The 21,317-nt window shown below is 62.4% G+C and carries 17 protein-coding genes and 1 pseudogene; 12 read left to right on the forward strand and 6 right to left on the reverse strand.

Features of this window, described 5'->3' with window-relative positions:
* The first annotated feature begins 9 nt into the window (after positions 1-9).
* From RE432_RS10660 to RE432_RS10690, 7 genes and pseudogenes are all read left to right on the forward strand, one after another.
* The gene (locus RE432_RS10660; protein ID WP_310933391.1) at positions 10-648 is read left to right on the forward strand and encodes an NADH-quinone oxidoreductase subunit J; all 639 of its coding nucleotides are present in this window, start codon (positions 10-12) and stop codon (positions 646-648) included.
* The gene (nuoK, locus tag RE432_RS10665) at positions 645-953 is read left to right on the forward strand and encodes an NADH-quinone oxidoreductase subunit NuoK (RefSeq protein ID WP_310933392.1); all 309 of its coding nucleotides are present in this window, start codon (positions 645-647) and stop codon (positions 951-953) included. Before RE432_RS10660 ends, nuoK begins: the two co-directional genes overlap by 4 nt.
* Positions 954-969: 16 nt before the next feature.
* Positions 970-2,970 (forward strand): NADH-quinone oxidoreductase subunit L, encoded by a 2,001-nt coding sequence (nuoL, locus tag RE432_RS10670; protein WP_310933393.1) that lies wholly within the window; start codon positions 970-972, stop codon positions 2,968-2,970.
* An 11-nt stretch (positions 2,971-2,981) separates the two neighbouring features.
* Positions 2,982-4,469: an NADH-quinone oxidoreductase subunit M gene (locus RE432_RS10675; protein WP_310933394.1), complete on the forward strand. Its 1,488-nt coding sequence runs from the start codon at positions 2,982-2,984 to the stop codon at positions 4,467-4,469.
* Between the two features lie 9 nt (positions 4,470-4,478).
* Entirely contained in the window at positions 4,479-5,963 is a 1,485-nt protein-coding gene (gene nuoN, locus RE432_RS10680; protein WP_310934205.1) for an NADH-quinone oxidoreductase subunit NuoN, read from the forward strand.
* Between the two features lie 4 nt (positions 5,964-5,967).
* Positions 5,968-6,063: pseudogene (locus tag RE432_RS10685) on the forward strand (DUF2818 family protein); the annotation flags it as partial.
* A gap of 102 nt (positions 6,064-6,165) precedes the next feature.
* Positions 6,166-6,510: a DUF2818 family protein gene (locus tag RE432_RS10690; RefSeq protein ID WP_409079866.1), complete on the forward strand. Its 345-nt coding sequence runs from the start codon at positions 6,166-6,168 to the stop codon at positions 6,508-6,510.
* Here RE432_RS10690 and RE432_RS10695 read toward each other — a convergent pair.
* A complete protein-coding gene (locus RE432_RS10695; RefSeq protein WP_310933395.1) occupies positions 6,425-8,926 on the reverse strand; it encodes a DUF3772 domain-containing protein in 2,502 nt (833 codons plus the stop codon). The genes RE432_RS10690 and RE432_RS10695 overlap by 86 nt on opposite strands.
* Positions 8,927-9,056: 130 nt before the next feature.
* On the opposite strand from RE432_RS10695, the gene serB reads away from it, so the two are divergent.
* Positions 9,057-9,908, forward strand: a complete 852-nt coding sequence (gene serB, locus RE432_RS10700; RefSeq protein WP_310933396.1) for a phosphoserine phosphatase SerB — start codon at positions 9,057-9,059, stop codon at positions 9,906-9,908.
* Between the two features lie 58 nt (positions 9,909-9,966).
* On the opposite strand, the gene mfd is transcribed toward serB, so the two are convergent.
* Positions 9,967-13,425 carry a transcription-repair coupling factor gene (gene mfd / locus RE432_RS10705; RefSeq protein WP_310933397.1) on the reverse strand — a complete coding sequence of 1,153 codons (3,459 nt, stop codon included), beginning with the start codon at positions 13,423-13,425 and terminating at the stop codon, positions 9,967-9,969.
* A 30-nt stretch (positions 13,426-13,455) separates the two neighbouring features.
* Here mfd and RE432_RS10710 point away from each other — a divergent pair, with 30 nt between their 5' ends.
* Together RE432_RS10710 and ispF are read left to right on the forward strand one after the other, a co-directional pair.
* Complete coding sequence (locus RE432_RS10710; protein WP_310933398.1) at positions 13,456-14,235, forward strand: 2-C-methyl-D-erythritol 4-phosphate cytidylyltransferase; 780 nt, start codon at positions 13,456-13,458, stop codon at positions 14,233-14,235.
* 126 nt (positions 14,236-14,361) lie between these two features.
* Positions 14,362-14,850, forward strand: a complete 489-nt coding sequence (gene ispF, locus RE432_RS10715) for a 2-C-methyl-D-erythritol 2,4-cyclodiphosphate synthase (protein ID WP_310933399.1) — start codon at positions 14,362-14,364, stop codon at positions 14,848-14,850.
* Here ispF and RE432_RS10720 read toward each other — a convergent pair.
* From RE432_RS10720 to ompR, 3 genes are read right to left on the reverse strand one after another with little or no spacing between them, the layout of a single operon-like run.
* Positions 14,845-15,393: a peroxiredoxin gene (locus RE432_RS10720; protein WP_310933400.1), complete on the reverse strand. Its 549-nt coding sequence runs from the start codon at positions 15,391-15,393 to the stop codon at positions 14,845-14,847. The genes ispF and RE432_RS10720 overlap by 6 nt on opposite strands.
* A gap of 33 nt (positions 15,394-15,426) precedes the next feature.
* Positions 15,427-16,824: an ATP-binding protein gene (locus RE432_RS10725; RefSeq protein WP_310933401.1), complete on the reverse strand. Its 1,398-nt coding sequence runs from the start codon at positions 16,822-16,824 to the stop codon at positions 15,427-15,429.
* A 34-nt stretch (positions 16,825-16,858) separates the two neighbouring features.
* On the reverse strand, positions 16,859-17,593 hold the full coding sequence (gene ompR / locus RE432_RS10730; protein ID WP_310933402.1) for a two-component system response regulator OmpR: 735 nt from the start codon (positions 17,591-17,593) through the stop codon (positions 16,859-16,861).
* 257 nt (positions 17,594-17,850) lie between these two features.
* Here ompR and tsaB point away from each other — a divergent pair, with 257 nt between their 5' ends.
* Positions 17,851-19,086: a tRNA (adenosine(37)-N6)-threonylcarbamoyltransferase complex dimerization subunit type 1 TsaB gene (tsaB, locus tag RE432_RS10735; RefSeq protein ID WP_310933403.1), complete on the forward strand. Its 1,236-nt coding sequence runs from the start codon at positions 17,851-17,853 to the stop codon at positions 19,084-19,086.
* Entirely contained in the window at positions 19,083-19,970 is an 888-nt protein-coding gene (locus RE432_RS10740; RefSeq protein WP_310933404.1) for a uracil-DNA glycosylase, read from the forward strand. Before tsaB ends, RE432_RS10740 begins: the two co-directional genes overlap by 4 nt.
* 7 nt (positions 19,971-19,977) lie before the next feature.
* Here the strand turns inward: RE432_RS10740 and lplT are convergent, their stop codons facing one another.
* On the reverse strand, positions 19,978-21,285 hold the full coding sequence (gene lplT, locus RE432_RS10745) for a lysophospholipid transporter LplT (RefSeq protein ID WP_310933405.1): 1,308 nt from the start codon (positions 21,283-21,285) through the stop codon (positions 19,978-19,980).
* Between the last annotated feature and the right edge of the window lie 32 nt (positions 21,286-21,317).

Genomic DNA, 21,317 nt, shown 5'->3' on the forward strand with positions numbered 1-21,317 from the left:
CCGACACCTATGATTTTTTCTACTATCTTGTTTTATGTGCTGGCGCTGGTATTGGTCGTGGCGGCGTTTCGCGTCATTACCGCCACCAGCCCGGTCACGGGTGTGTTGCACCTGATCCTGACCTTCTTCACGGCGTCCATGCTCTGGATGCTGCAGGGCGCCGAGTTCCTGTCCCTGCTGCTGGTGCTGGTGTATGTGGGCGCGGTCATGGTGCTGTTCCTGTTTGTCGTGATGATGCTCGATGTGCGCATGGATGCCTTGCGCGCAGGCCTGAAGACTTATCTTCCGCTGGGCCTGACCATCGGCCTGATCATGGTGCTGGAAATGGCCTTCGTCCTGGCCAAAAGCTGGATGGGCGCCGGCCCGGCGGCCGTCATCGCCGATGACGTCGACAATACGCGCGCACTGGGCGTGGCCATGTATACCGACTATGTCTTCGCCGTGCAGGTGGGCGGGGTGATCCTGCTGGTGGGCATGATCGCCGCCATCGCCCTGACGCTGCGCAAGCGCGCCGACGTCAAGCGCACTATACCGTCCGAGCAGATCCGTGTGCGGCCTCAGGATCGCCTGCGCATGGTCAGCATACCCTCGCAGACTGAAGCGCCCGCAGCCGCCGATGCGGATCAAGCCCAAGGGGAAAAACAATGACACTGACGCTGGCCCACTATCTGATTCTTGGCGCGATTCTTTTCGCCATCGGCATATTCGGTTTTTTCCTGAATCGGCGCAACCTCATCATTCTGTTGATGTCCATCGAGCTCATCCTGTTGGCCGCCAACATGAACTTCGTGGCCTTTTCCACCTGGTTCGGCGATACCGCCGGGCAGGTATTCGTCTTCTTTGTCCTGACGGTGGCCGCCGCTGAAGCGGCCATCGGCCTGGCGATTCTGGTGTTGCTGTTCCGCAACCTGAATACGATCAACGTTGAAGATCTTGACGAGCTCAAGGGTTGATGGGATTGCACATACTATGAATTCACCTAGTCTTTATCTACTGATTGCATTGGCGCCGCTGGCTGGCGCCATTCTGGCCGGCCTGTTCGGCACGGGCTTTCTGGGCCGCTTCGTCGGGCGCCGGGGCGCCCATCTGATCACCATTGCCGGTGTGCTGATTTCTTTTATCGGATCGGTCATTGTGCTGCTCCAGGTGCTCGACGGCCACACTTACGATGGCGCGCTGTATACCTGGACCGTCATCGGCACGACCAAGCTTGAACTGGGCTTCCTGATCGATTCCCTGTCGGCCCTGATGATGGTGGTGGTGACCTCGGTATCGCTGATGGTGCACATCTATACCATCGGCTATATGGCCGACGACCCGGGCTACCAGCGTTTCTTCTCGTATATCTCGCTGTTCACCTTTTCGATGCTGATGCTGGTCATGTCCAACAACATGGTCCAGCTGTTCTTCGGCTGGGAAGCGGTGGGCCTGGTGTCTTACCTGCTGATCGGCTTCTGGTATACGCGTCCCACCGCCATTTTCGCCAACATGAAGGCCTTTCTGGTCAACCGTGTGGGCGACTTCGGCTTCGTGCTGGGCATAGGCCTGCTGTTTGCCTATACGGGCAGCATGCATTATGGCGATATCTTCGCCAAGTCCGGCGAACTGGCCGGCATGGCTTTCCCCGGCACCGACTGGCAGTTGCTGACCGTGGCTTGCCTGGCGCTGTTCGTGGGCGCGATGGGCAAGTCGGCGCAGGTGCCTTTGCACACCTGGCTGCCCGACTCCATGGAAGGCCCGACGCCTATTTCGGCGCTGATCCACGCGGCCACCATGGTGACCGCCGGTATTTTCATGGTGGCGCGTTTTTCGCCCGTGTTCGAGCATTCCGACACCGCCTTGTCCTTCATGATGGTGATCGGCGCGATCGGCGCGCTCTTCCTGGGCATACTGGGCATTGTCCAGAACGACATCAAGCGCGTCATCGCGTACTCGACGCTGTCGCAACTGGGCTACATGACCGTGGCGCTGGGCGCGTCGGCCTACTCGGCGGCCATCTTCCATCTGATGACGCACGCCTTCTTCAAGGCCTTGCTGTTCCTGGGGGCGGGTTCGGTCATTATCGGCATGCATCACGATCAGGACATCCGCAATATGGGCGGCCTGCGCAAGTACATGCCCATTACCTGGATCACCTTCCTGCTGGGTACGCTGGCACTGGTGGGTACGCCTTTCTTTGCGGGTTTCTATTCCAAAGAGCACATCATCGAAGCGGCGGGCGCCGCCAGTGTGTGGGGGGCGGGCTTTGGCTACTACGCCACGCTCATCGGCGTGTTCGTGACGTCGCTGTATTCCTTCCGCGTGTACTTCCTGGTCTTCCATGGCAAAGAGCGCTTTGATGCCCACGGGCATGCCGCGCATGGCCACGACGACCATGGACACCACGGCGGCACGCCGCACGAATCGCCCTGGGTGGTGACGCTGCCTTTGGTCCTGCTGGCGATCCCGTCCGTGGTGGCCGGGGCGTGGTTCATCGATCCGCTGCTGTTCGACGGTTTCTTCGAGGGCGTGATTGCCGTATTGCCGGCGCATCCGGCCATGGCCGAGCTGGCTTCGCACTGGCATGGCTGGGTGGCGTATGCCCTGCATGGCTTCGTGACGCTGCCGTTCTGGCTCATGATTGCCGGTTTTGTAGTGGCCTGGTATTGCTACCTGATCAACCCCAGGGTGCCGGCGGCCATCCACCGCAGCCTGTCCGGCGTCAACCGCATTCTGGACAACAAGTACTACGCCGACTGGTTCAACGAACAGGTCGTGGCGCGCGGTGTCCGATGCCTGGGCCACGGCTTCTGGAAAGCAGGGGACCGCGGCCTGATCGACGGCGTGCTGGTCAATGGCAGTGCCCGCGTGGTGGGCTGGGTGGCGGCCATTAGCAGGCACCTGCAGTCGGGCTACATCTATCACTACGCCTTTGCAATGATCATCGGGATCATGGCTTTACTCTCCTTTTTTGTGCTCACGGTTAACTGATGGCTAGCGATATGGCGTCTTCTACTCTTCCCTGGTTAACGCTTTCGATCTTCGTCCCCATTGTGGCGGGGCTGATCGTGCTGCTGGTAGGTCGCGATGACCGGCCGGGCCTGACCCGCCTGCTTGCCCTGGCGGGGTCGGTGGCCGGCTTTCTGGTGACTTTGCCGCTGTACCTGGGCTTCAACCCGGACACCGCCGACATGCAGTTTGTCGAGCAGGCCAGCTGGATAGAAACCTTTGCCGTCAACTACCATCTGGGTATCGATGGCATTTCGATCTGGTTCGTGCTGCTGACGGCCTTCATCACCATTATCGTGGTGCTGGCAGGCTGGGAAGTCATTACCAGCCGGGTGGCGCAATACATGGCCGCCTTCCTCATCCTGTCGGGGCTGATGGTGGGCGTGTTCGCGTCGCTCGACGGCATGCTGTTCTATGTGTTCTTCGAAGCCACGCTGATACCGATGTACCTGATTATCGGTGTGTGGGGCGGACCCAACCGCGTCTATGCGGCGTTCAAGTTCTTCCTGTACACGCTGATGGGCTCGCTGCTTACCCTGATTGCCTTCATTTATCTGTGGCACGCGGCTGACGGTTCCTTCGACATCCTGACCTGGCATCAGCTCAAGCTGGGCTACACGCCGCAGATCTTGATCTTTATCGCCCTGTTCGCGGCGTTTGCCGTGAAGGTGCCGATGTGGCCGGTGCACACCTGGCTGCCTGATGCGCACGTAGAGGCTCCGACCGGCGGGTCGGTGGTGCTGGCCGCCATCATGCTGAAGCTGGGCGCCTATGGCTTCCTGCGTTTTTCGCTGCCCATCGTGCCCGATGCCTCCCACAGCCTGGCGGGCATTGTGATCGCGCTGTCGCTGATCGCCGTGATCTACATTGGCCTGGTGGCCATTGTCCAGGACGACATGAAGAAACTGGTGGCCTATTCATCGGTGGCGCACATGGGTTTCGTGACCCTGGGCTTCTTCTTGTTCAATACGGCCGGGATGGAAGGCGCCATTGTGCAGATGATTTCGCACGGTTTCGTATCGGGCGCGATGTTCCTGTGTATCGGGGTGCTGTACGATCGCCTGCATACGCGCCGCATCGATGACTACGGCGGCGTCATCAACGTCATGCCGCGCTTTGTCACGCTGTTTGTGCTGTTTTCCATGGCCAATGCGGGCCTGCCCGCCACCAGCGGTTTCGTCGGTGAATTCACCGTCATCATGGGCGCGGTCGAATACAACTTCTGGATTGGCCTGCTGGCGGCCACGGCCTTGATACTGGGCGCGTCGTATTCGCTGTGGATGCTCAAGCGCGTGGCGTTCGGCGATATCGCCAACGACAACGTGCGGGGCATGTCCGACCTGAGTCCGCGTGAGTTCTTCATCCTGGGCGTCATGGCCATCGCGGTACTGTATATGGGCATCTATCCCAAGCCGTTTACAGATGTTATGCACGTGTCGGTGGAAGCACTGCTGCAGCACGTCTCTATCTCGAAACTGTAGACCTCAAATATTATGCAAAATCCATTTGACTTCGCCTTGGCTACGCCCGAGATTACGCTTCTGATTCTGGCCGCCGTCGTACTGCTGATCGATGCCTTCAACAAGACCGAGTCGCGCCATACGACGTTCACGCTCAGCATCGGCACTTTGCTGGTGCTGACGGTGGTGTCCTTGTGGCAATGGAACGGCGGGGCGCAGGGCAACTCCTTCGGCGGCCTGTATGTGGTCGATTCCCTGTCGCACTTCCTGAAGGTGCTGTCTTACATCGCCGTGGCGGCGACGCTGATTTATGGGCGTGAATACGCCGAGCAGCGCGACATGCTCAAGCATGGCGGCGAATACTATTCGCTGACGCTGTTTGCCCTGCTGGGGCAGATGGTCATGATTTCGGCGGGCAGCATGCTGACCGTCTACCTGGGCGTTGAACTCATGTCCTTCGCCTTGTATGCGCTGGTCGCCTTGCGCCGCGACGATATCAAGGCCACTGAAGCGGCCATGAAGTATTTCGTCCTGGGCGCCCTGGCATCGGGCGTGCTGCTGTACGGCATGTCCATGATCTACGGCGCTACTGGCCAACTCGACCTGCGCCTGATTGCGCAAGTCATCGGCAGCGGCAATGCCGAACGCCTGCCCCTGGTCTTCGGGGTGGTGTTCATCGTGGCCGGCCTGGCCTTCAAGCTGGCGGCGGCGCCCTTCCATATGTGGACGCCCGACGTCTACCAGGGTTCGCCCACGGCCGTGACCTTGATCGTCAGCGCCGCGCCCAAACTGGCTGCCTTCGCCATTACCCTGCGCTTGCTGGTCGAAGGCCTGCACGGCATCGCCATCGACTGGCAGCCCATGCTGCTGATCATGGCCGTGCTGTCGCTGGCCATTGGCAATCTGGCGGCCATTGCGCAAACCAACTTCAAGCGCATGCTGGCTTATTCCACGATTTCCCATATGGGTTTCGTGTTCCTGGGCCTGCTGGCCGGCGTGGGTCAGGATCAGGCCGTCACGGGCTGGGCATACGGCTCGTCGCTGTTCTACATGGTCATCTATGTGTTGACCACGCTGGTGACTTTCGGCCTGATCATGCTGCTTAGCCACAGAGGGTTCGAGTGCGAAGAGATCGACGACCTGAAAGGCCTGAATCGGCGCAACCCCATCATGGCCGCCATGCTGATGCTGGCCATGTTCTCGCTGACGGGCATTCCGCCGCTGGCCGGTTTCTATGCCAAGCTGGCGGTATTGCAGGCCCTGGTCGGCGCGGGCCATGTTGCGGTAGCCGTGGCCGCCGTCATTTTTTCGCTGATCGGCGCGTTCTACTATCTGCGCGTGGTCAAGATGGCCTACTTCGACGAGCCCGTGGGCGACCGTGAGCCTGTCAACAATGGCGTGATCACCGGCGGCCTGATGTCCTTGAACGGCCTGCTCATCCTTTTGCTGGGCATCTTGCCCGGCGGCCTGATGGCGCTATGCGTGCAGGTCGTCGAAGGCTCACTCAAGTTCTGATCGAATGAATCAATCGTTTGCCGTCTGGGTGGTCATCGGCTTGTCTTTGCTTACCGCCAACCTGCCGTTTGTGGCGCAGCGCCCCTTCCTGGTGCTGCCCTGGACGCAGGCCGGCGAACCCGGCCGGCCGCTTTGGCTGAAATGGCTGGGCTCGCTGGTGTTTTTCGGGCTGCTGCTTGGTGTGGGCTACCTGGCTTTTGTCATGATAGGCCGTGCTTTTTTCATGGCATCCGATCCGGCCTCGGTGGCGGTGTTCATGGCCAAGCTGATTGCGGTGTTCGGCCTGGTGTCCGTATTGCTGGCCTTTCCGGGCTGGCGCAATCGCGGCCATGCCATACGCAAATCCTTTCTTGCACGGCTGCTGGAAGTCCTGGTGTTTTACGGCCTGGTCGGTGTGCTGGGCTTCGCCTTCGAGATCAACATGGGCAATCGCTTCGCCCAGACCTGGGAGTTCTATGCGATTACGCTGAGCCTGTTCCTGGTATTGGGATATCCGGGCTTTGTCTATCGCTATCTGCTGCGCCGGCCGAAACCGAAGCCTCTTTGAGCACCATGGTGGGGGGATGCTGCAGCGTCAGGTTTTCCGCCTTGAAACGCCGCAGCAGCTCGAACAGCAAGACGCTGCGCACCCGGTAGGCGATACGCGGTGAATGCACGTAGCCAGTCGCATTGAACACCATTCCGCTTGCATCTATGCCGTCCAGCATCACGTCGGGCGCCGGCTCCTCCAGAATCTCCATGTGCTCGGTGAATGCCGCCAGCATCAGGTCGTGTACCTGCCCGGCATCGGTGTCCAGCGGAAGCGCCAGCTTGATCTGGACCCGGCCCAAAGGGCTGGCATGCGTGACATTGCGCACGACCTTGGTAATGAACTCGGAGTTGGGAACGATCACGGTGGAGCGGTCGCCCATCTGGATTTCGGTCGCCCGGACGTTGATGCGCCGGATATCGCCCTCGACACCGCCCAGCGTCACCCAGTCGCCGACCTTGACCGGGCGCTCGGCCAGCAGGATCAGGCCCGATACGAAGTTCTGCACGACCGCCTGCAGGCCGAAACCGATACCCACCGACAGCGCGCTGGCAATCCAGGCGACGCGTTCCAGGCCTATGCCCACCGCCGATAGCGCCAGGGACACGGCCAGCACATAGCCGGCGTAGCCGAAAAGGGTGGCGGCCGACAGGCGCATGCCGGGGTCCAGGCTGGTGGTGGGCAGGTACTGGCGGGTCAGCCAGGCCTGTACGGCCTTGACCGCGCCGAACCCCAGCAGCAGCACCATCAGGGCGAAGATGACGGATGCGGGACGAATCTGGACTTCGCCTATCATGATGCCGTCATGCAGATAGTCCAGCCGCTGGAGCCAGGCGGTGGGGCCATCGCCAAAGGGGGCGGCCAGCAAGACCAGCGCCAGCAGGATGAGCAGCAAACGCATCATGCCGGCCAGCAGCACGATGGCCTGGCTGCGCAGGCGGGTCATGGGCCGGGTGTAGTGTTCGTCGCCGCTATTGCGCTTGATGGCGGCCAATATGCTTTGGCAGGCGTCGTCGATCAGGCCGGCCAGCAGGTAGGCGGCGCCCAGTACGATCAGTACCCAGGCGGCTTGCCTGACAATAAAACTGCCCAGCGCAATATAGCCCAGCAGCAGGCAGGCGAAGCTGATGGTGACCGCCAGCCAGATCAGACCGCGCGCGGCAAGGTATCCCGCAGGCGCGGGGGTGGGGGCGGGGGCTTTTTCCGCCGCGGCGTGCGGATCGGGGTCCGCCGGCCGGCGCAGGCGCGTGGCGCGGCGCATGGCCAGGGCCATCAAGCCGCCCAGCACCAGCGTCATGACACAATTTTGCGCCACGGTGGCCGTCAGGCTGGCATTCACTTGCGTGGCCAGTTTCTGGCCTATCCAGCCCATGGCAAGGGTGATGGCCAGGACCAGGGGATACCAGCGCAAACCGCTGGCCACCTTGTCGGGCAGGGAGATCAGCCGCCACGTCGGCCGGTCCGCCGAGAGCAGGGCGCGGCCCAGCCCGGTGATGAAGCCGCCGAAATAAATGGCCCCCGCCGCCTGGGACAAAAGATTGTCCAGCTCGCTGGACAGGGGCGCGTGCCAGCCGATGCCGGCATGCAGGATCTCGGCGATGGCGCCTGGAACCACGGTGGCCAGGACAAGCTGGGCCGTTGCATAAAGCGAGCGCCTGAGGCGGCCCGGCGCCACGCGGGTGGTGGTCAATTGCCAGAGTATCCGTCCCGCCTGCAGCCGCAGGATGATAAGGGCGGCGATGGACAGCACGACCATCAGCCAGACCCGGCTGCCGTTTGCCTTGATGGCGGCCGTCAATTCCGTCCAGATGGGCTGCAGGCTGCGGATGTCGCGGGGGAGCTGGGTATGCAGTTCCGTCCAGAACGTGCCGGCCAGCACGGAGTTCGAGCGTTGGCCCAGTTCGGCCTGGAATTGGGCGCGCCGCAACTGCAGGATGCGTACGTTGGCCTGCTCGGCCTCTACCTGAATCAGGCGGGCGAGCTTGATCTGGGCGTCCAGCGTGCTGCCGCTTTTGGATAATTCCTTGCGTTGTGCGGCGACGTCGGGCGTTTCCTTGATGCCTTCGACCGGTTCGCCCAATTCGGCCAGGCGCGCCTGCACGCTGGCCAGCATCGGTTCCAGCGCAGCGACGGCGGCCTGCGCCTCTTCCGATGCCTTGCGCGCCGCGTCGCGCAGCTTGACCAGTTCGGCATCCTGCAGGGGTTCGTCGGGCGCCCCGTCCAGGTCCTTTTGCAGTTGATCGATCTGGGCCCGGACGACGTCAAGCGTCTTGTTGATTTCAGCAGCGGGCTTGTTGTCCTGCCCATGGGCGGGGGCCAGGGCGGCGCCCAGGACCAGGCAGAGCGCCAGCAGGAAGCGCGCAATCGGCCTGAATCGCGTACGGACCGTTGCGGCGGCCCGTGCAGGCCGTGCCGGAAAATCGAGTGAAGTCATTGATTTTTTTGTGAAAAAAGCGAGCTTAGCACTGGCCGGCAGCCAGGGGAATTCGGAGCGTAACGGTGCGAATCATAATACTACCGGCAGCGGGTAAAATGGCGGGCGAACCCTTACTTCATTGTGTTTTATGACTCATCTTATTCTTCAGGCGCCCAATCTGGTTTCCGCCAACATCGAGAAGATCGCGGCCCTGGCCAGCGCCGGCGGCGTGCAGGAATTGGGCAGCACGGCGGTGCGCCTGCTGGACGTTGATGCCCAGGCGCGCCCCGATGTGCAGGCCTGCTGCGAAGCCTTTGGCATGGATTATGCTTTTTTCGAGCAGATCACGCGCCTGCGGGATTGCCGGATACTGGCCATGGATATGGATTCCACATTGGTCAATATCGAGTGCATAGACGAAATTGCCGATATGGTGGGCCGCAAGGCCCAGGTTGCCGCCATTACCGAAGCCGCCATGCGGGGGGAAATCACCGATTTCGCCGAAAGCCTGACGCGCAGGGTGCGCCTGCTGGAAGGGGTCCCCGAGGCGGCGCTGGAGCAGGTGTACGCCGAACGGCTGCGCCTGAACCCGGGGGCCGAGAAACTGGTGTCGACGGCCAAAAGAAGCGGCCTGAAGACTTTGCTGGTATCGGGCGGTTTCACTTTTTTTACCGGAAGGCTGAAGGAAAGGCTGGGCCTGGATGCCTGCCATGCCAATGTGCTCGAGGTGATCGATGGCACCCTGACGGGGCGGGTGCTGGGCGATATCGTCGATGCCCAGGGCAAGGCGGACCACCTGCAGGCGCTGGCCAGCGAACTGGGCGCGGGCCCCGAGCAGATTATTGCAGTCGGCGACGGCGCCAACGATCTGAAGATGATGGCCCATGCGCATTTTTCGGTGGCCTACCGGGCCAAGCCGGTGGTGCGCGAGCAGGCCCGCTATGCCTTGAACGTCAGTCCGCTGGACGGCATACTGAACTGGTTCCGCTTGAGCCACTGATTCCACGGCCACAACTGGTGGCCTGCTAGGTGCTGGCGGGGCGGCGGCTGGGTCTGCCTTAAGCCAGGGCGCGCAGCACATTGCGCACGGCATCGATGCGGGCGGGCACCTGCTGGCCCTGCTTGATGTCCACTTTCAACTTGTCTTGTCCCGCCAGCCTGACGTCGCGCCGGGCTTGAACCAGCTCGATGATGCGCAAGGGGTCGATATTCGGCTTGGCTGAAAACTGGATCATGGCCTGGGCTTCGCTGGCGTCGATCTTGCTGATGCCCAGCGGCTCGGCATTCAGCCGCAGGCGGTGGGTGGCCAGCAGCGTTTGCGCAGGCTCGGGCAGCTTGCCGTAGCGGTCGATCAGTTCTTCCTGGATCTGGATCAGGTCGTCCTCATGCTTGGCGTGCGCCAGCTTTTTGTACATGCCCAGGCGTGCGTGTACGTCGGGGCAGTAATCGGACGGCAGCAGGGCCGATGCGTGCAGGTTGACCTCGCACAGCGCGGCAAAGGGCGAGTCCAGATCAGGCTCTTCGCCTGATTTAAGCGCCCGCACCGCGGCATTGAGCATGTCGGTATACATGGAAAAACCGATCTCGTGGATATTGCCCGACTGCGATTCGCCCAGCACTTCGCCTGTGCCGCGAATTTCCAGGTCATGCATGGCCAGGAAGAAACCGGCGCCCAGTTCTTCCATGGCCTGGATGGCCTCGAGCCGCTTCTTGGCGTTGGAGGTCATGGCATCTTCGCCGGGCGTCATGAGATAGGCATAGGCCTGATGATGCGAACGGCCCACGCGCCCGCGCAACTGGTGCAGCTGGGCCAGTCCAAGGCGGTCGGCGCGATGGATGACGATGGTGTTCGCCGAAGGCACATCGATGCCGGTTTCGATAATGGTCGTGCACAAGAGCACGTTGTAACGCTGCTGGTAGAAGCCTTTCATGACGTTTTCCAGCTCGCGTTCCGGCATTTGCCCATGCGCCACGGCAATGCGCGCTTCGGGCACCAGTTCTTCCAGCCTGGCGCGGCGGTTGTGAATGGTGTCGACTTCGTTGTGCAGGAAGTAAACCTGGCCGCCCCGCTTGAGTTCCCGCAGCAGGGCTTCCCGTATGGTGCTGTTGTCTTCGCGGCGCACAAAGGTCTTGATGGCCAGGCGTTTCTGCGGTGCGGTGGCAATGACGGAAAAATCGCGTATGCCTTCCAGCGACATGCCCAGCGTGCGGGGGATGGGGGTGGCGGTCAGCGTCAGCACGTCGACCTCGGCGCGCAGGGTTTTCAAGGCTTCTTTCTGGCGGACGCCGAAACGGTGTTCTTCGTCGATGATGACCAGGCCCAGTCGCTTGAATTTGATGTCTTTCGACAGGATTTTGTGGGTGCCGATGACAATGTCCACCTGACCTTCGTTCAAGCCCTGGATGGCGGCCGCCACTTCTTTGGAGGAACGGAAGCGGGACAGTTCGACGACTTTGACGGGCCAGTCGGCAAACCGGTCGGCAAATGTCTGGGCGTGCTGTTCAGCCAGCAGCGTGGTGGGGCACAGCAGGGCGACCTGCTTGCCGTTCATGACCGCAAGGAAGGCGGCCCGCAAGGCGACTTCGGTCTTGCCAAAGCCCACATCGCCGCAGACCAGCCGGTCCATGGGGCGGCCCGAGGTCATATCGCCGATGACGGCTTCAATGGCCGCCGCCTGGTCGGGGGTTTCTTCAAAGCCGAAGCCTTCCGCAAACGCCTGGTAGTCGTTGGGCGGCAGCTTGAAACGGAAGCCTTCGCGCGCGGCCCGTTGCGCATAGAGCGCCAACAGTTCGGCAGCGGCATCGCGCACCTGCTTGGCGGCCTTGCGGCGCGCTTTGTCCCATTGGCCCGACCCTAGCTGGTGCAGCGGGGCGTGTTCAGGATCCGCGCCGCTATAGCGGGCGATCACGTGCAATTGCGCTACGGGCACATACAGCGTGCTGCCGCTGGCGTATTCCAGATGCAGGAATTCCATCTGGCCTTCGCCCAGATCCATTTCGATCAGGCCGCAGTAGCGGCCGATGCCATGCTGCGCATGCACGACGGGATCGCCCTCGCGCAGCTCGGACAGATCGCGCACCATGGCTTCCACATCGCTGCTGCGCTCCTGCGCGCGCTTGCCGCGGCGCATGGGGCGCGCCTGGCTGGGATACAGGTCGTTTTCGGTGATCAGGACCAGGGATTGCCCCGCGACCTCGAAGCCCGTATTGAGCGGCGCAATCACCAGGGCGAACCGGCTGGCCGAGTTCAGGAAGTCGTGCAGTGTTTCGCTGCCCGAGTCCGGCGCGATGCCGAATTCGGCCAGCATCTGCAACAGCGTTTCCCGCCGTCCGGCCGAATCGGCGCACAGGACGACACGGCGCTTGCCCTGGCCCAACAGCAGGCGCAGGCTGGCCAGCGGGTCATCGGCGCGCCGGGCCACCGCCACGTTGGGCGCGGGCTGAAAGTCAGGGTGGGGCTCGCCGCTGGCCAGCGACAGCCGCGCAAAGGACTTCAGGCGCAGGAACAGGCTTTCTTCGTCCATGAAGAGCTGATCGGGCGCCAGGACCGGGCGTTCACGGTCGCTTTTCAGGAATTGATAGCGGCTGTGCGTATCTTGCGCGAAACGCTGGACAGCCTGGTTGATGTCGCCCAGCGTCACGGTAAACGACTGCCCGGGCAGGTAGTCGAACAGCGTTGCCGTCTGAGTGAAGAAGAGCGGCAGGTAGTATTCGACACCGGCGAAGGCAATGCCGTTGCCGATGTCCTTGTAGGGCAGGGCCCGCGAAGGATCGCCCTCGAAAACTTCGCGAAAACGTGCGCGGAACTGATTGCGCGCGGCTTCGTCCATGGGAAATTCCCGGCCGGGCAGCAGTTGTACGTCTTTGACGGGATACAGGCTGCGCTGAGTATCGATGTCGAAACTGCGTATGGATTCGATTTCGTCATCGAACAGGTCGAGCCGGTAGGGCAGCGCCGAGCCCATGGGAAACAGGTCGATCAGGCCGCCGCGTATACAGAATTCGCCGGGCGCGGTAACCTGTGTCACATGGGCGTAGTTGGCCAGGGTCAATTGCTTGCGCAGCCCGTCCTCGTCCAGTTTGTCGCCTTGCCTGAACGAAAACGTATAGGCGGCCATGAACTCGGGCGGGGCCAGCCGGTACAGGGCGGTGGTGACCGGGACGGTCAGGATGTCTACCTGCTCCTGCATCAACGCGTGCAGGGTGCGCAGGCGTTCTGAAATCAGGTCCTGGTGCGGAGAAAAGCTGTCGTAAGGCAGGGTTTCCCAGTCGGGCAACTGCCGTACGCGCAGGTCGGGCGCAAACAGCAAGACCTCGTCGGCCAGGCGCTGCGCGGTCAGAGGGTCGGCGCAAAGCACGACCATCGTCTGCCCCGCGGCCCGGGCCAGGTCGGCCAACAGCCAGGCATCGCCGGAGCCGGGCGGCAAGGGTTGCGTATGCCGGTGGCCCGGTTTCAGGGCGGCAAGCGCGTGCTGGGTCGAGGGAATGGACAAAAGAGGGGTTGTTTCTGTGGTCATTTAGGCGGTCATTATAAAATGCCTTTCCTTATGCATAAGAAATTGATTGCAATTGTTCCCGCCGCCGGTATCGGCGCACGGGCCCAGTCGGGCGGGCCGGCAGCGGCCGATCATGGCCGGGGCAGGCTGTTGGCCGCGCAAACGACCCCCAAACAGTATCGCCTGCTCAAGGGCGAGCCCATGCTGCGCTGGGCAGTCAAGGCTTTACTGGCCGATGAACGCATCGAGCAGGTCAGGGTGGCGGTGGCGCCGCAAGATGCCTGGGTGGAACAGGCCTTGGCGGGCTTGCCGCGCACGGTCTGGCGGCCTTGCGGCGGGCCGACCCGGGCACAGACGGTCATGGCCGCCTTACAGGACGCGGCCCTGGCGGGCGATGACTGGGTGCTGGTGCACGACGCGGCGCGGCCGGGCCTGCCGGTCCAGGCCTTGAGGCGCTTGATCGATACCTGTCTGCAGCGCAATGTGGGCGGCTTGCTGGCGCAGCCGGTGGCCGATACCGTAAAGCTGGCCGGTACGGTGGGCCTGGACGACGCGGGCATTGACGGCGCGGCGCACGCTGGGCCGGCATTGGCGGGCGTCCAGAAATCGGTCTCGCGCGATCGCCTGTGGTTGGCGCAGACGCCGCAAATGTTTCCCGCGCTTCGTCTGCTCGAAGCCTTGCAGGCGGGCGTGGGTTCAATGGCCGAGATCACGGATGAGGCCTCGGCCATCGAGGCCGCCGGCTTCATGCCGTGCCTGGTGCCGGGGTCTGTGCGCAACTTCAAAGTGACTTGGCCCGAAGATTTTGAACTGATGGAAAAATGGCTCTGATTTCCTTTCCATATCAGGTGTGAGCGCGCCAGCGCAGTGCGGGCGTGGCGCATGCCTGGCCGGGGCCGGCAAGCTGCGCGCTTGATATGGAAAGGGAATATTTGAAAGACAGATACAGGAGTAGCAATGGGTTTTCCATTTCGCGTCGGGCAGGGCTTCGATGTGCATGCGCTGGTGGAAGGACGTCCGCTGATCATCGGCGGGGTCCGGATTCCGCATACGCACGGGCTGCTGGGGCATTCCGATGCCGATGTCCTGCTGCATGCGGTGACGGATGCCATTTTGGGCGCGGCGGGGCTGGGCGATATCGGCCGCCATTTCCCGGATACCGATCCGGCCTACAAGGGGGCGGACAGCCGCGTGCTGCTGCGGGCGGCGATGGACAAGGTGGCCGGGGCCGGCTGGAAAGTGGCGAATGTGGATGCCACCATCCATGCGCAGGCGCCCAAGATCGGGCCTCACGCGGCGGCGATGGCGGCCAATATCGCGCAGGACTTGGCCCTGGCGCCGCAAGACGTCAACATCAAGGCCAAGACCAACGAAGGCCTGGGTTACCTGGGCCGCAAGGAAGGGATCGCTGCGACGGTGGTCGCGCTGCTTGCGCGAGCGCTATAGCGTGTCGCCGCCCACTGCGCGATTGCAGGCGCAAAGCTCTTCGGTTTGCAAGCCGTCGAGCACACGAAGGATTTCTTCCGGGTTGCGGCCCACGTTCAGGTTATTGACCGAGACGTGCTGGATGATGTTGTCGGGATCGACGATGAAGGTGGCGCGCAGGGCCACGCCTTCCAGTTTTTCGCGTATGCCCAATTGGTCGATCAGGGCGCCCGTGGTATCGCCGAACTGATAGTGGCCAAGCTTGTTCAGGTCGGGGTGCTCGCGGCGCCAGGCCAGCTTGACGAACTCGTTGTCGACAGAGCCGCCCATAAGGATCGCATCGCGGTCCTCGAAGTCTTGCGCCAGGTTATTGAAGCCCACGATTTCGGTGGGGCAGACGAAGGTGAAATCCTTGGGGTAGAAGTAGATGACCTTCCATTTGCCCGGAAACGAGCTTTCGGTGATGTCCTCGAAAGCGGACACACCGTTTTCCTCGTGTAGATTGAAGCCGGGCTTGACGCCAGCCACCTTGAAGGGATCGAGTTTGTCGCCGACTGTTTTCATCTGAATAGCTCCGTATATGTAAGGCTGCGCTATCTATTGTGCCTGAGTATCCGCCTGGAAGTTCTTGCTGCGGACCTTGGGGATCTCTATGCGTGCACGCAGGCCGCCGGGCGGGTGCGAGATCAGCTCGAGCTGGCCGCCTACCTGACCCAGCAGGCGCTCGACGATGGCCAGCCCCAGGCCGGCCCCGCTGACGCCGGTGCGGGCGGATTCCCCCCGGGAAAACGGGCGCAGCAGCCGCTGGATGTCGGTGGGGGCGATGCCCGCGCCCTGATCCGTGACTTCGATGGCCAGGGTGTTGCCCCGCTGCTTGGCGGACAACTGTATGCGAGCCCGTCCATCGGACGGCGTGCGGCCATAACGGCGGGCGTTTTCGATCAGATTGCTGACGATGCGTTTCAGGTCGTGCGCGCTGATCCTGGCGTACAGATTGGAATCGATGTCGGCAGTGAGTTCGCCGCCCAGGGATTCGGTGTGGCTGCGTTCGCGTTCGTACAGCTCGCGCAAGACCGAAGATACATGGATGCCCTGTTCGGGGGCGGCCGCGGCCGGCCTGGCATATTCCATGAGCTGGCCGATACTATGGTCGATCTGCCCCAGGTCCTCGTCGATGGCCTGCCGGGTTTCGTCTGAGACCTCGCTCATTTCGATCTCGAGCCGCATGCGGGCCAGCGGTGTGCGCAGATCGTGCGAAATGCCGGCAAGCATGATTTCGCGATCGGCTTCGGTCTGCCGTATGTCGCGTGCCATGCGGTTGAACGCAATGTTCATGTCGCGGATCTCGGCGGGGCCTTTTTCAGGCAGGGGCGAGGGCGTTTCACCCCGCGCCAGTTGCTGCGCCACCTTGGCCAACTGGGCCAGCGGGCGATTGACGAAGCGGACGCTGATGGCGGCGCCGATCATGGCCAGCAGCAGGGCGGTCGCCCCCCAGCCGAACCACTCCACGCCCGCCGTCAATCCGAGCTGTTCGCGATCGAAAACCAGCCAGTATTCATCGTTATTGATTTCGAAGCTGACCCAGATGCCCTGGGCCTCGTTGACGGTCCACATGATGTGGGTGTCGGGCCCCAGGCGGTCTTTGATTTCGGCCGCCACGTGATTCCAGTAATTGGAGTTGGGCAGGGGAACGAGCACATCGGTGGGTTCGCGAGGCTGCACCCGCAGGCTTTCCTTGGTGGCCAGGTCAAGCAGCAGGGCCGGCCGCACGCTGGTGGGCGCGTAGACCAGGGCTGACCGCGTGATACTGACCGCCGTGGTAACGCGCTGCGCCATCTGGGCGGCGCGCGGGCCTTCTTCCATGCTGAAGAATACTTGCAGCCAAGCCCCCAGGCTGACCAGCATCAGCCCTGCAAGAAGCAGGAAAGAACGGCTGAACAGGCCTAGGCGGAACCGGGATGTTTTGTTGGTTCTGGGCTTTTGGGGGGGCGACATGGCGGCAAACCTGCTGAATTACAGCCGCAGGTGTTCAATGGCCACCATCGGGTACGAATACATAGCCCAGTCCCCATACGGTCTGGATGAACACCGGCTTGGATGGATTCGGTTCGACCAGTTTGCGCAGCCTCGATATCTGGACGTCGAGGCTGCGGTCGAAGGCTTCGTATTCGCGGCCGCGAGCCAGTTCCATGAGCTTGTCGCGCGACAGGGGGATTTTGGGATGGCGGGCAAATACCTTGAGCACCGAGAATTCGCCTGTGGTGATGGGCACTTGCTCGTTGTTGCGGGTCAGTGTGCGGGTGGACAGATTCAGCACATAGGGGCCGAACTCGATCGATTCGTTTTCCTGGCTGGGCGCGCCGGGATGTTCTTCGGTGCCGCGCCGGCGCAATATGGCATTGACGCGCGCGAGCAGTTCGCGGGGGTTGAACGGTTTGGACAGATAGTCGTCGGCACCCATTTCAAGCCCGACGATGCGGTCGATCTCTTCCGCCTTGGCGGTCAGAATGATGATGGGGGTGTTGTCGTGCCCGCCACGCAGCCGCCGGCAGATGGACAGGCCGTCTTCGCCTGGCAGCATCAGATCGAGAACCAACAGGTCGAAATGTTCGCGCTGCCACAGTTTGCCCATTTCTTTGGCGTCTTCGGCGACGAAAACGTTAAAACCCTGTTCCGTCAGGTAGCGGCGCAGCAGATCGCGCAAGCGTGGATCGTCGTCAACGACAAGGATTTTGCGGGATAGAGATTGGTTTTGTGTGTTCATGGGGAAAATGTAACAGGGTAGAGTTAACCCGTACAGGGCACGTAGCAAGATATTACACATTAAGCGTCTGGTACGAAATGCAGTTACATTCAGTCCGAAGACGCGGGTGCGTTTTCTGATTTTAGGCTGGGGTGTTACGAGCTATTTCAGATTATTTTATCCTTAATAGCCCTAAAACGGTACTCCTTTCGCCATGCCTTTGTCCGGGCGCCTGCCGGCCGCCCCGACAGGAAGCCTTGCGTTTAAAATGACGGCCTATGACCTTACATATTCTTGCCCTAGAGACCTCGTCCAGCCTGTGCGGCCTTGCGCTGTTATCACAAGCTGACGACGGCGCGATCGACGTGCGCACCCTGGAACATGACGCGACGTCCGAGCACGCCGAGCGCATGCTGCCCATGGTCGATCAATTGCTGGACCAGTCGGGTATTGGGCGCGGGCAACTGTCGGCGGTGGCGTTTGGGCAGGGGCCGGGCGGTTTCACCGGGCTTAGGGTCGCCTGCGGCGTGGCGCAGGGCATGGGTTTCGCGCTGGGCATTCCGGTCATACCGGTGCCGTCGCTGCTGGCCGCCGCCGCACGCGATCACGTGGCGCTGTCCACGGGCGCGCCTTTGCAGGTGGTCGTGCAGGACGCGCGCATGGGCGAGGTTTATCTGGCTGCCTATCAAGCGGGCCTGGATGCGGGGCGGGCATCGTGGCGGGAAGTGCAGGCGCCTATTCTGCTCAATGCCGAGCAGGTGGGCGCCTGGCTGGACTACGCCGCTTCCGATCAGGGGGGCGCTTATGGCGCCGTGCGCTTGCTGGGCGATGCGCTGCAGGCCTGTCCCGCCCTGGCCCAGGTCAAGGACGGCCGCGACTGGCTGGCATTGGGGCAAGCCTTGCGCGCCGATGCGCATAGCGTCGCCATGCTGGCCTTGCGGCGCTGGCAGGACGGCGGCGCCATGGCGCCCGAACTGGCCGCTCCCATTTATGTACGCGACAAGGTCGCCTATACAACGCTCGAGCGGGCGCGGGGCGCCGGCGGCAATCCCAGGGCGCCCGAGCGTTTTGCGGCGATCCAGCCCATGCAAGAGGCCCATCTTGACGCGGTTGCCCAAATCGAGGCATCGGTGCAGGCTTTCCCCTGGTCGCGCGGTAACTTTGCCGACGGCCTGCAGGCCGGCTATGGCGCTTGGGTGGCCGTGCAGGCAGAACAGGTCGTGGGGTTTTGCATGGTCATGTTTGCGCCCGACGTGGCCCATGTGCTGGTGATCGCCGTGGCGCCCGGCAGCCAGAACGCGGGGGTGGGTTCGCAGTTGTTGCGCCACTGCGAGCAAGAGGCCGGCCGGCGTGGTTTGCCGGCCATGGTGCTCGAAGTGCGGCCATCCAATGAAAATGCCTTGCTGTTCTACCGGCATCGCGGCTTCGAGCAACTGGCCGTGCGCAAAGATTATTATCCCGCGGCGCATGGGCAACGCGAAGATGCCTGCGTGATGCAGAAAAGGTTGCCATGATCAACGATACCGGGCAGAAGGCGCCGCAGCTGAGCACGTTGCAGAAGGCTTGGCTGCAAGAAATCGGGCTGGACCGGCGCATGCTGGCCTACTATGCTTCCCAGCCTGCGGCAGACCCTGCCGAGCCGGCCGATGGGGCGACAGATGTGCAGGCCAAGACGTGCCCGGCCCCGGCGGCCCGCGCCGGGCACGCGCAGCGGCCTGCCGGCTTGCAGCGGGTGTCCAAGGTACTGGCGCAGGCCAGCCCCCCGGCGGCCCCGGCCCCGGCCCTGGCGCCGCAAGCCCCTTCCGGGCAGGCCGTGCCGCAAGACTGGGAAAGCCTCGAGGCGCACATTGCGCAGTGCCAGTCATGCGGATTGCACGCGGGGCGCAGCCATGCGGTTTTCGGCGCGGGCGTGGCCCAGGCCCCCGACTGGATGATTATCGGCGAGGCGCCCGGCAGCTATGACGACCGCGCCGGCCTGCCGTTCCAGGGCAAGGCGGGCGTGCTGCTGCAGGCCATGCTGGCCGCTATCCAGGTCACGGACGAGTCGCCGGTGTTCATGACGAATCTGATCAAATGCCGGCCCCTGGGCAACCGTACGCCCAAGCCGGATGAGATTGCCGCCTGCCTGCCGTATTTGCGGCGCCAGATCGCCTTGCTGGCCCCACGCAGGATTCTTGCGCTGGGCGCGCTCGCGGCGCAGGCCGTTCTGGATTCGACGGCCGACCTGGAAGCCCTGCGCGGAACGGTTCATGCGATAGCCAGCGAAGCGGGGCAATCGATTCCCGTGGTGGTGACCTACCATCCCGCGGCGCTGCTGCTGCGGCCGCAGCATAAGCCCGATGCCTGGCAAGACCTGAATCTGGCCCGTTCCCTGGCCTTGGACGCCGTGAACCCTTAGCAGGCGCCTAATGGCGCAAGGCCTGGCCGTGCCCGTGCTGGCCTATGGTGTTTTCCAGGCCGGGGTCGGCGCGATGGTTCAGCCGGTTCCAGTGTATGAATACCAGCATCAGGCTGGACACCAGCAGGCCGAAAATAATAATGATGGCGTTGATGGGCAGGTTCAGCCAGAGCATCAGGCTGTACAGCGCCAGCATCAGCAGGATATTCAGTTGTTCGTTGAAATTCTGCACGGCGATGGAATGGCCGGCCGACAGCAGCACGTGGCCGCGATGCTGCAGCAGCGCATTCATGGGCACCACGAAAAATCCCGACAGGCCGCCTATCAGGAGCAGCACACTGTAGACCGCCCAGGTTTCATGCACGATGGGCATGAGCATGACGGTGAAGCCCATGACCACGCCCACCGGCAGCACGGCAAGCGCCCGCTTCAGGGGCACGCGGCCCGCCAGAATGGAACCGGCCACGGTGCCCAGGGCGGCCACGCCCATCAGCACGGACGCCTGGTCCAGCCGATAGCCCAGGTGCCTGGCGCCCCATTCAATCACAATGAATTGCAGCGTGGCCCCTGCGCCCCAGAACAGCGTGGTGACGGCCAATGATATCTGACCCAGCTTGTCGTGCCACAGGATGCAGATATAGCCCTTGAATTCACAGACCAGCTTCAGGGGATTGGTCTGCTGGCGGGGGTAGCGCACGTGGGTCCGCGGTATGAGCAGATTGGTGGCGGCCGCCAGGAAATAGACGAAGGCGATGACCAGAATCGCGGCTTCGGCTCGCGTCTGCGCCAGGTGCTGAATCCATTCGTGCGAGAGCAGCAGGGCGGATACGCCCGGGTTGATCAGCACGCCGCCCAGGACGGTGCCCACGATGATGGAAAGCACCGTCAGGCCTTCTATCCAGCTATTGCCCTTGACCAGCAATTCGGGCGGCAGCATTTCGGTCACGATGCCGTATTTGGCGGGAGAATAAGCCGCCGCGCCGATGCCCACCAGCGTATAGGCACAGAAAACCAGTAGCAGCTGATCGGTATGGCTGTTGCCGAAGCTCTGGTAGCTGAACATCAGCAGGCAGCCGCATACCTTGATGGCATTGGTGATGAACATGACCCGGCCCTTGGGAAACGAGTCCGCAAAGGCGCCCACAAAGGCCGCAAGCACCACGTAGGCCAGGGCAAACCACCATTTCATCATGGGCGCCATCCAGTCGGGCCCGTGCAGATCGGCGATAAGCGCGATGGCTGCAATGAGCAACGCATTGTCTGCCACAGACGAAAGTGCCTGGGCTATCATGACCAGATAGAAGCCTTTTTTCAATGGAAATCCCGGCGGGTATTAGTGGTAAGCCA

This window comes from Pusillimonas sp. SM2304 (genome assembly GCF_031628915.1).
Lineage (GTDB): Bacteria > Pseudomonadota > Gammaproteobacteria > Burkholderiales > Burkholderiaceae_B > Pusillimonas_C.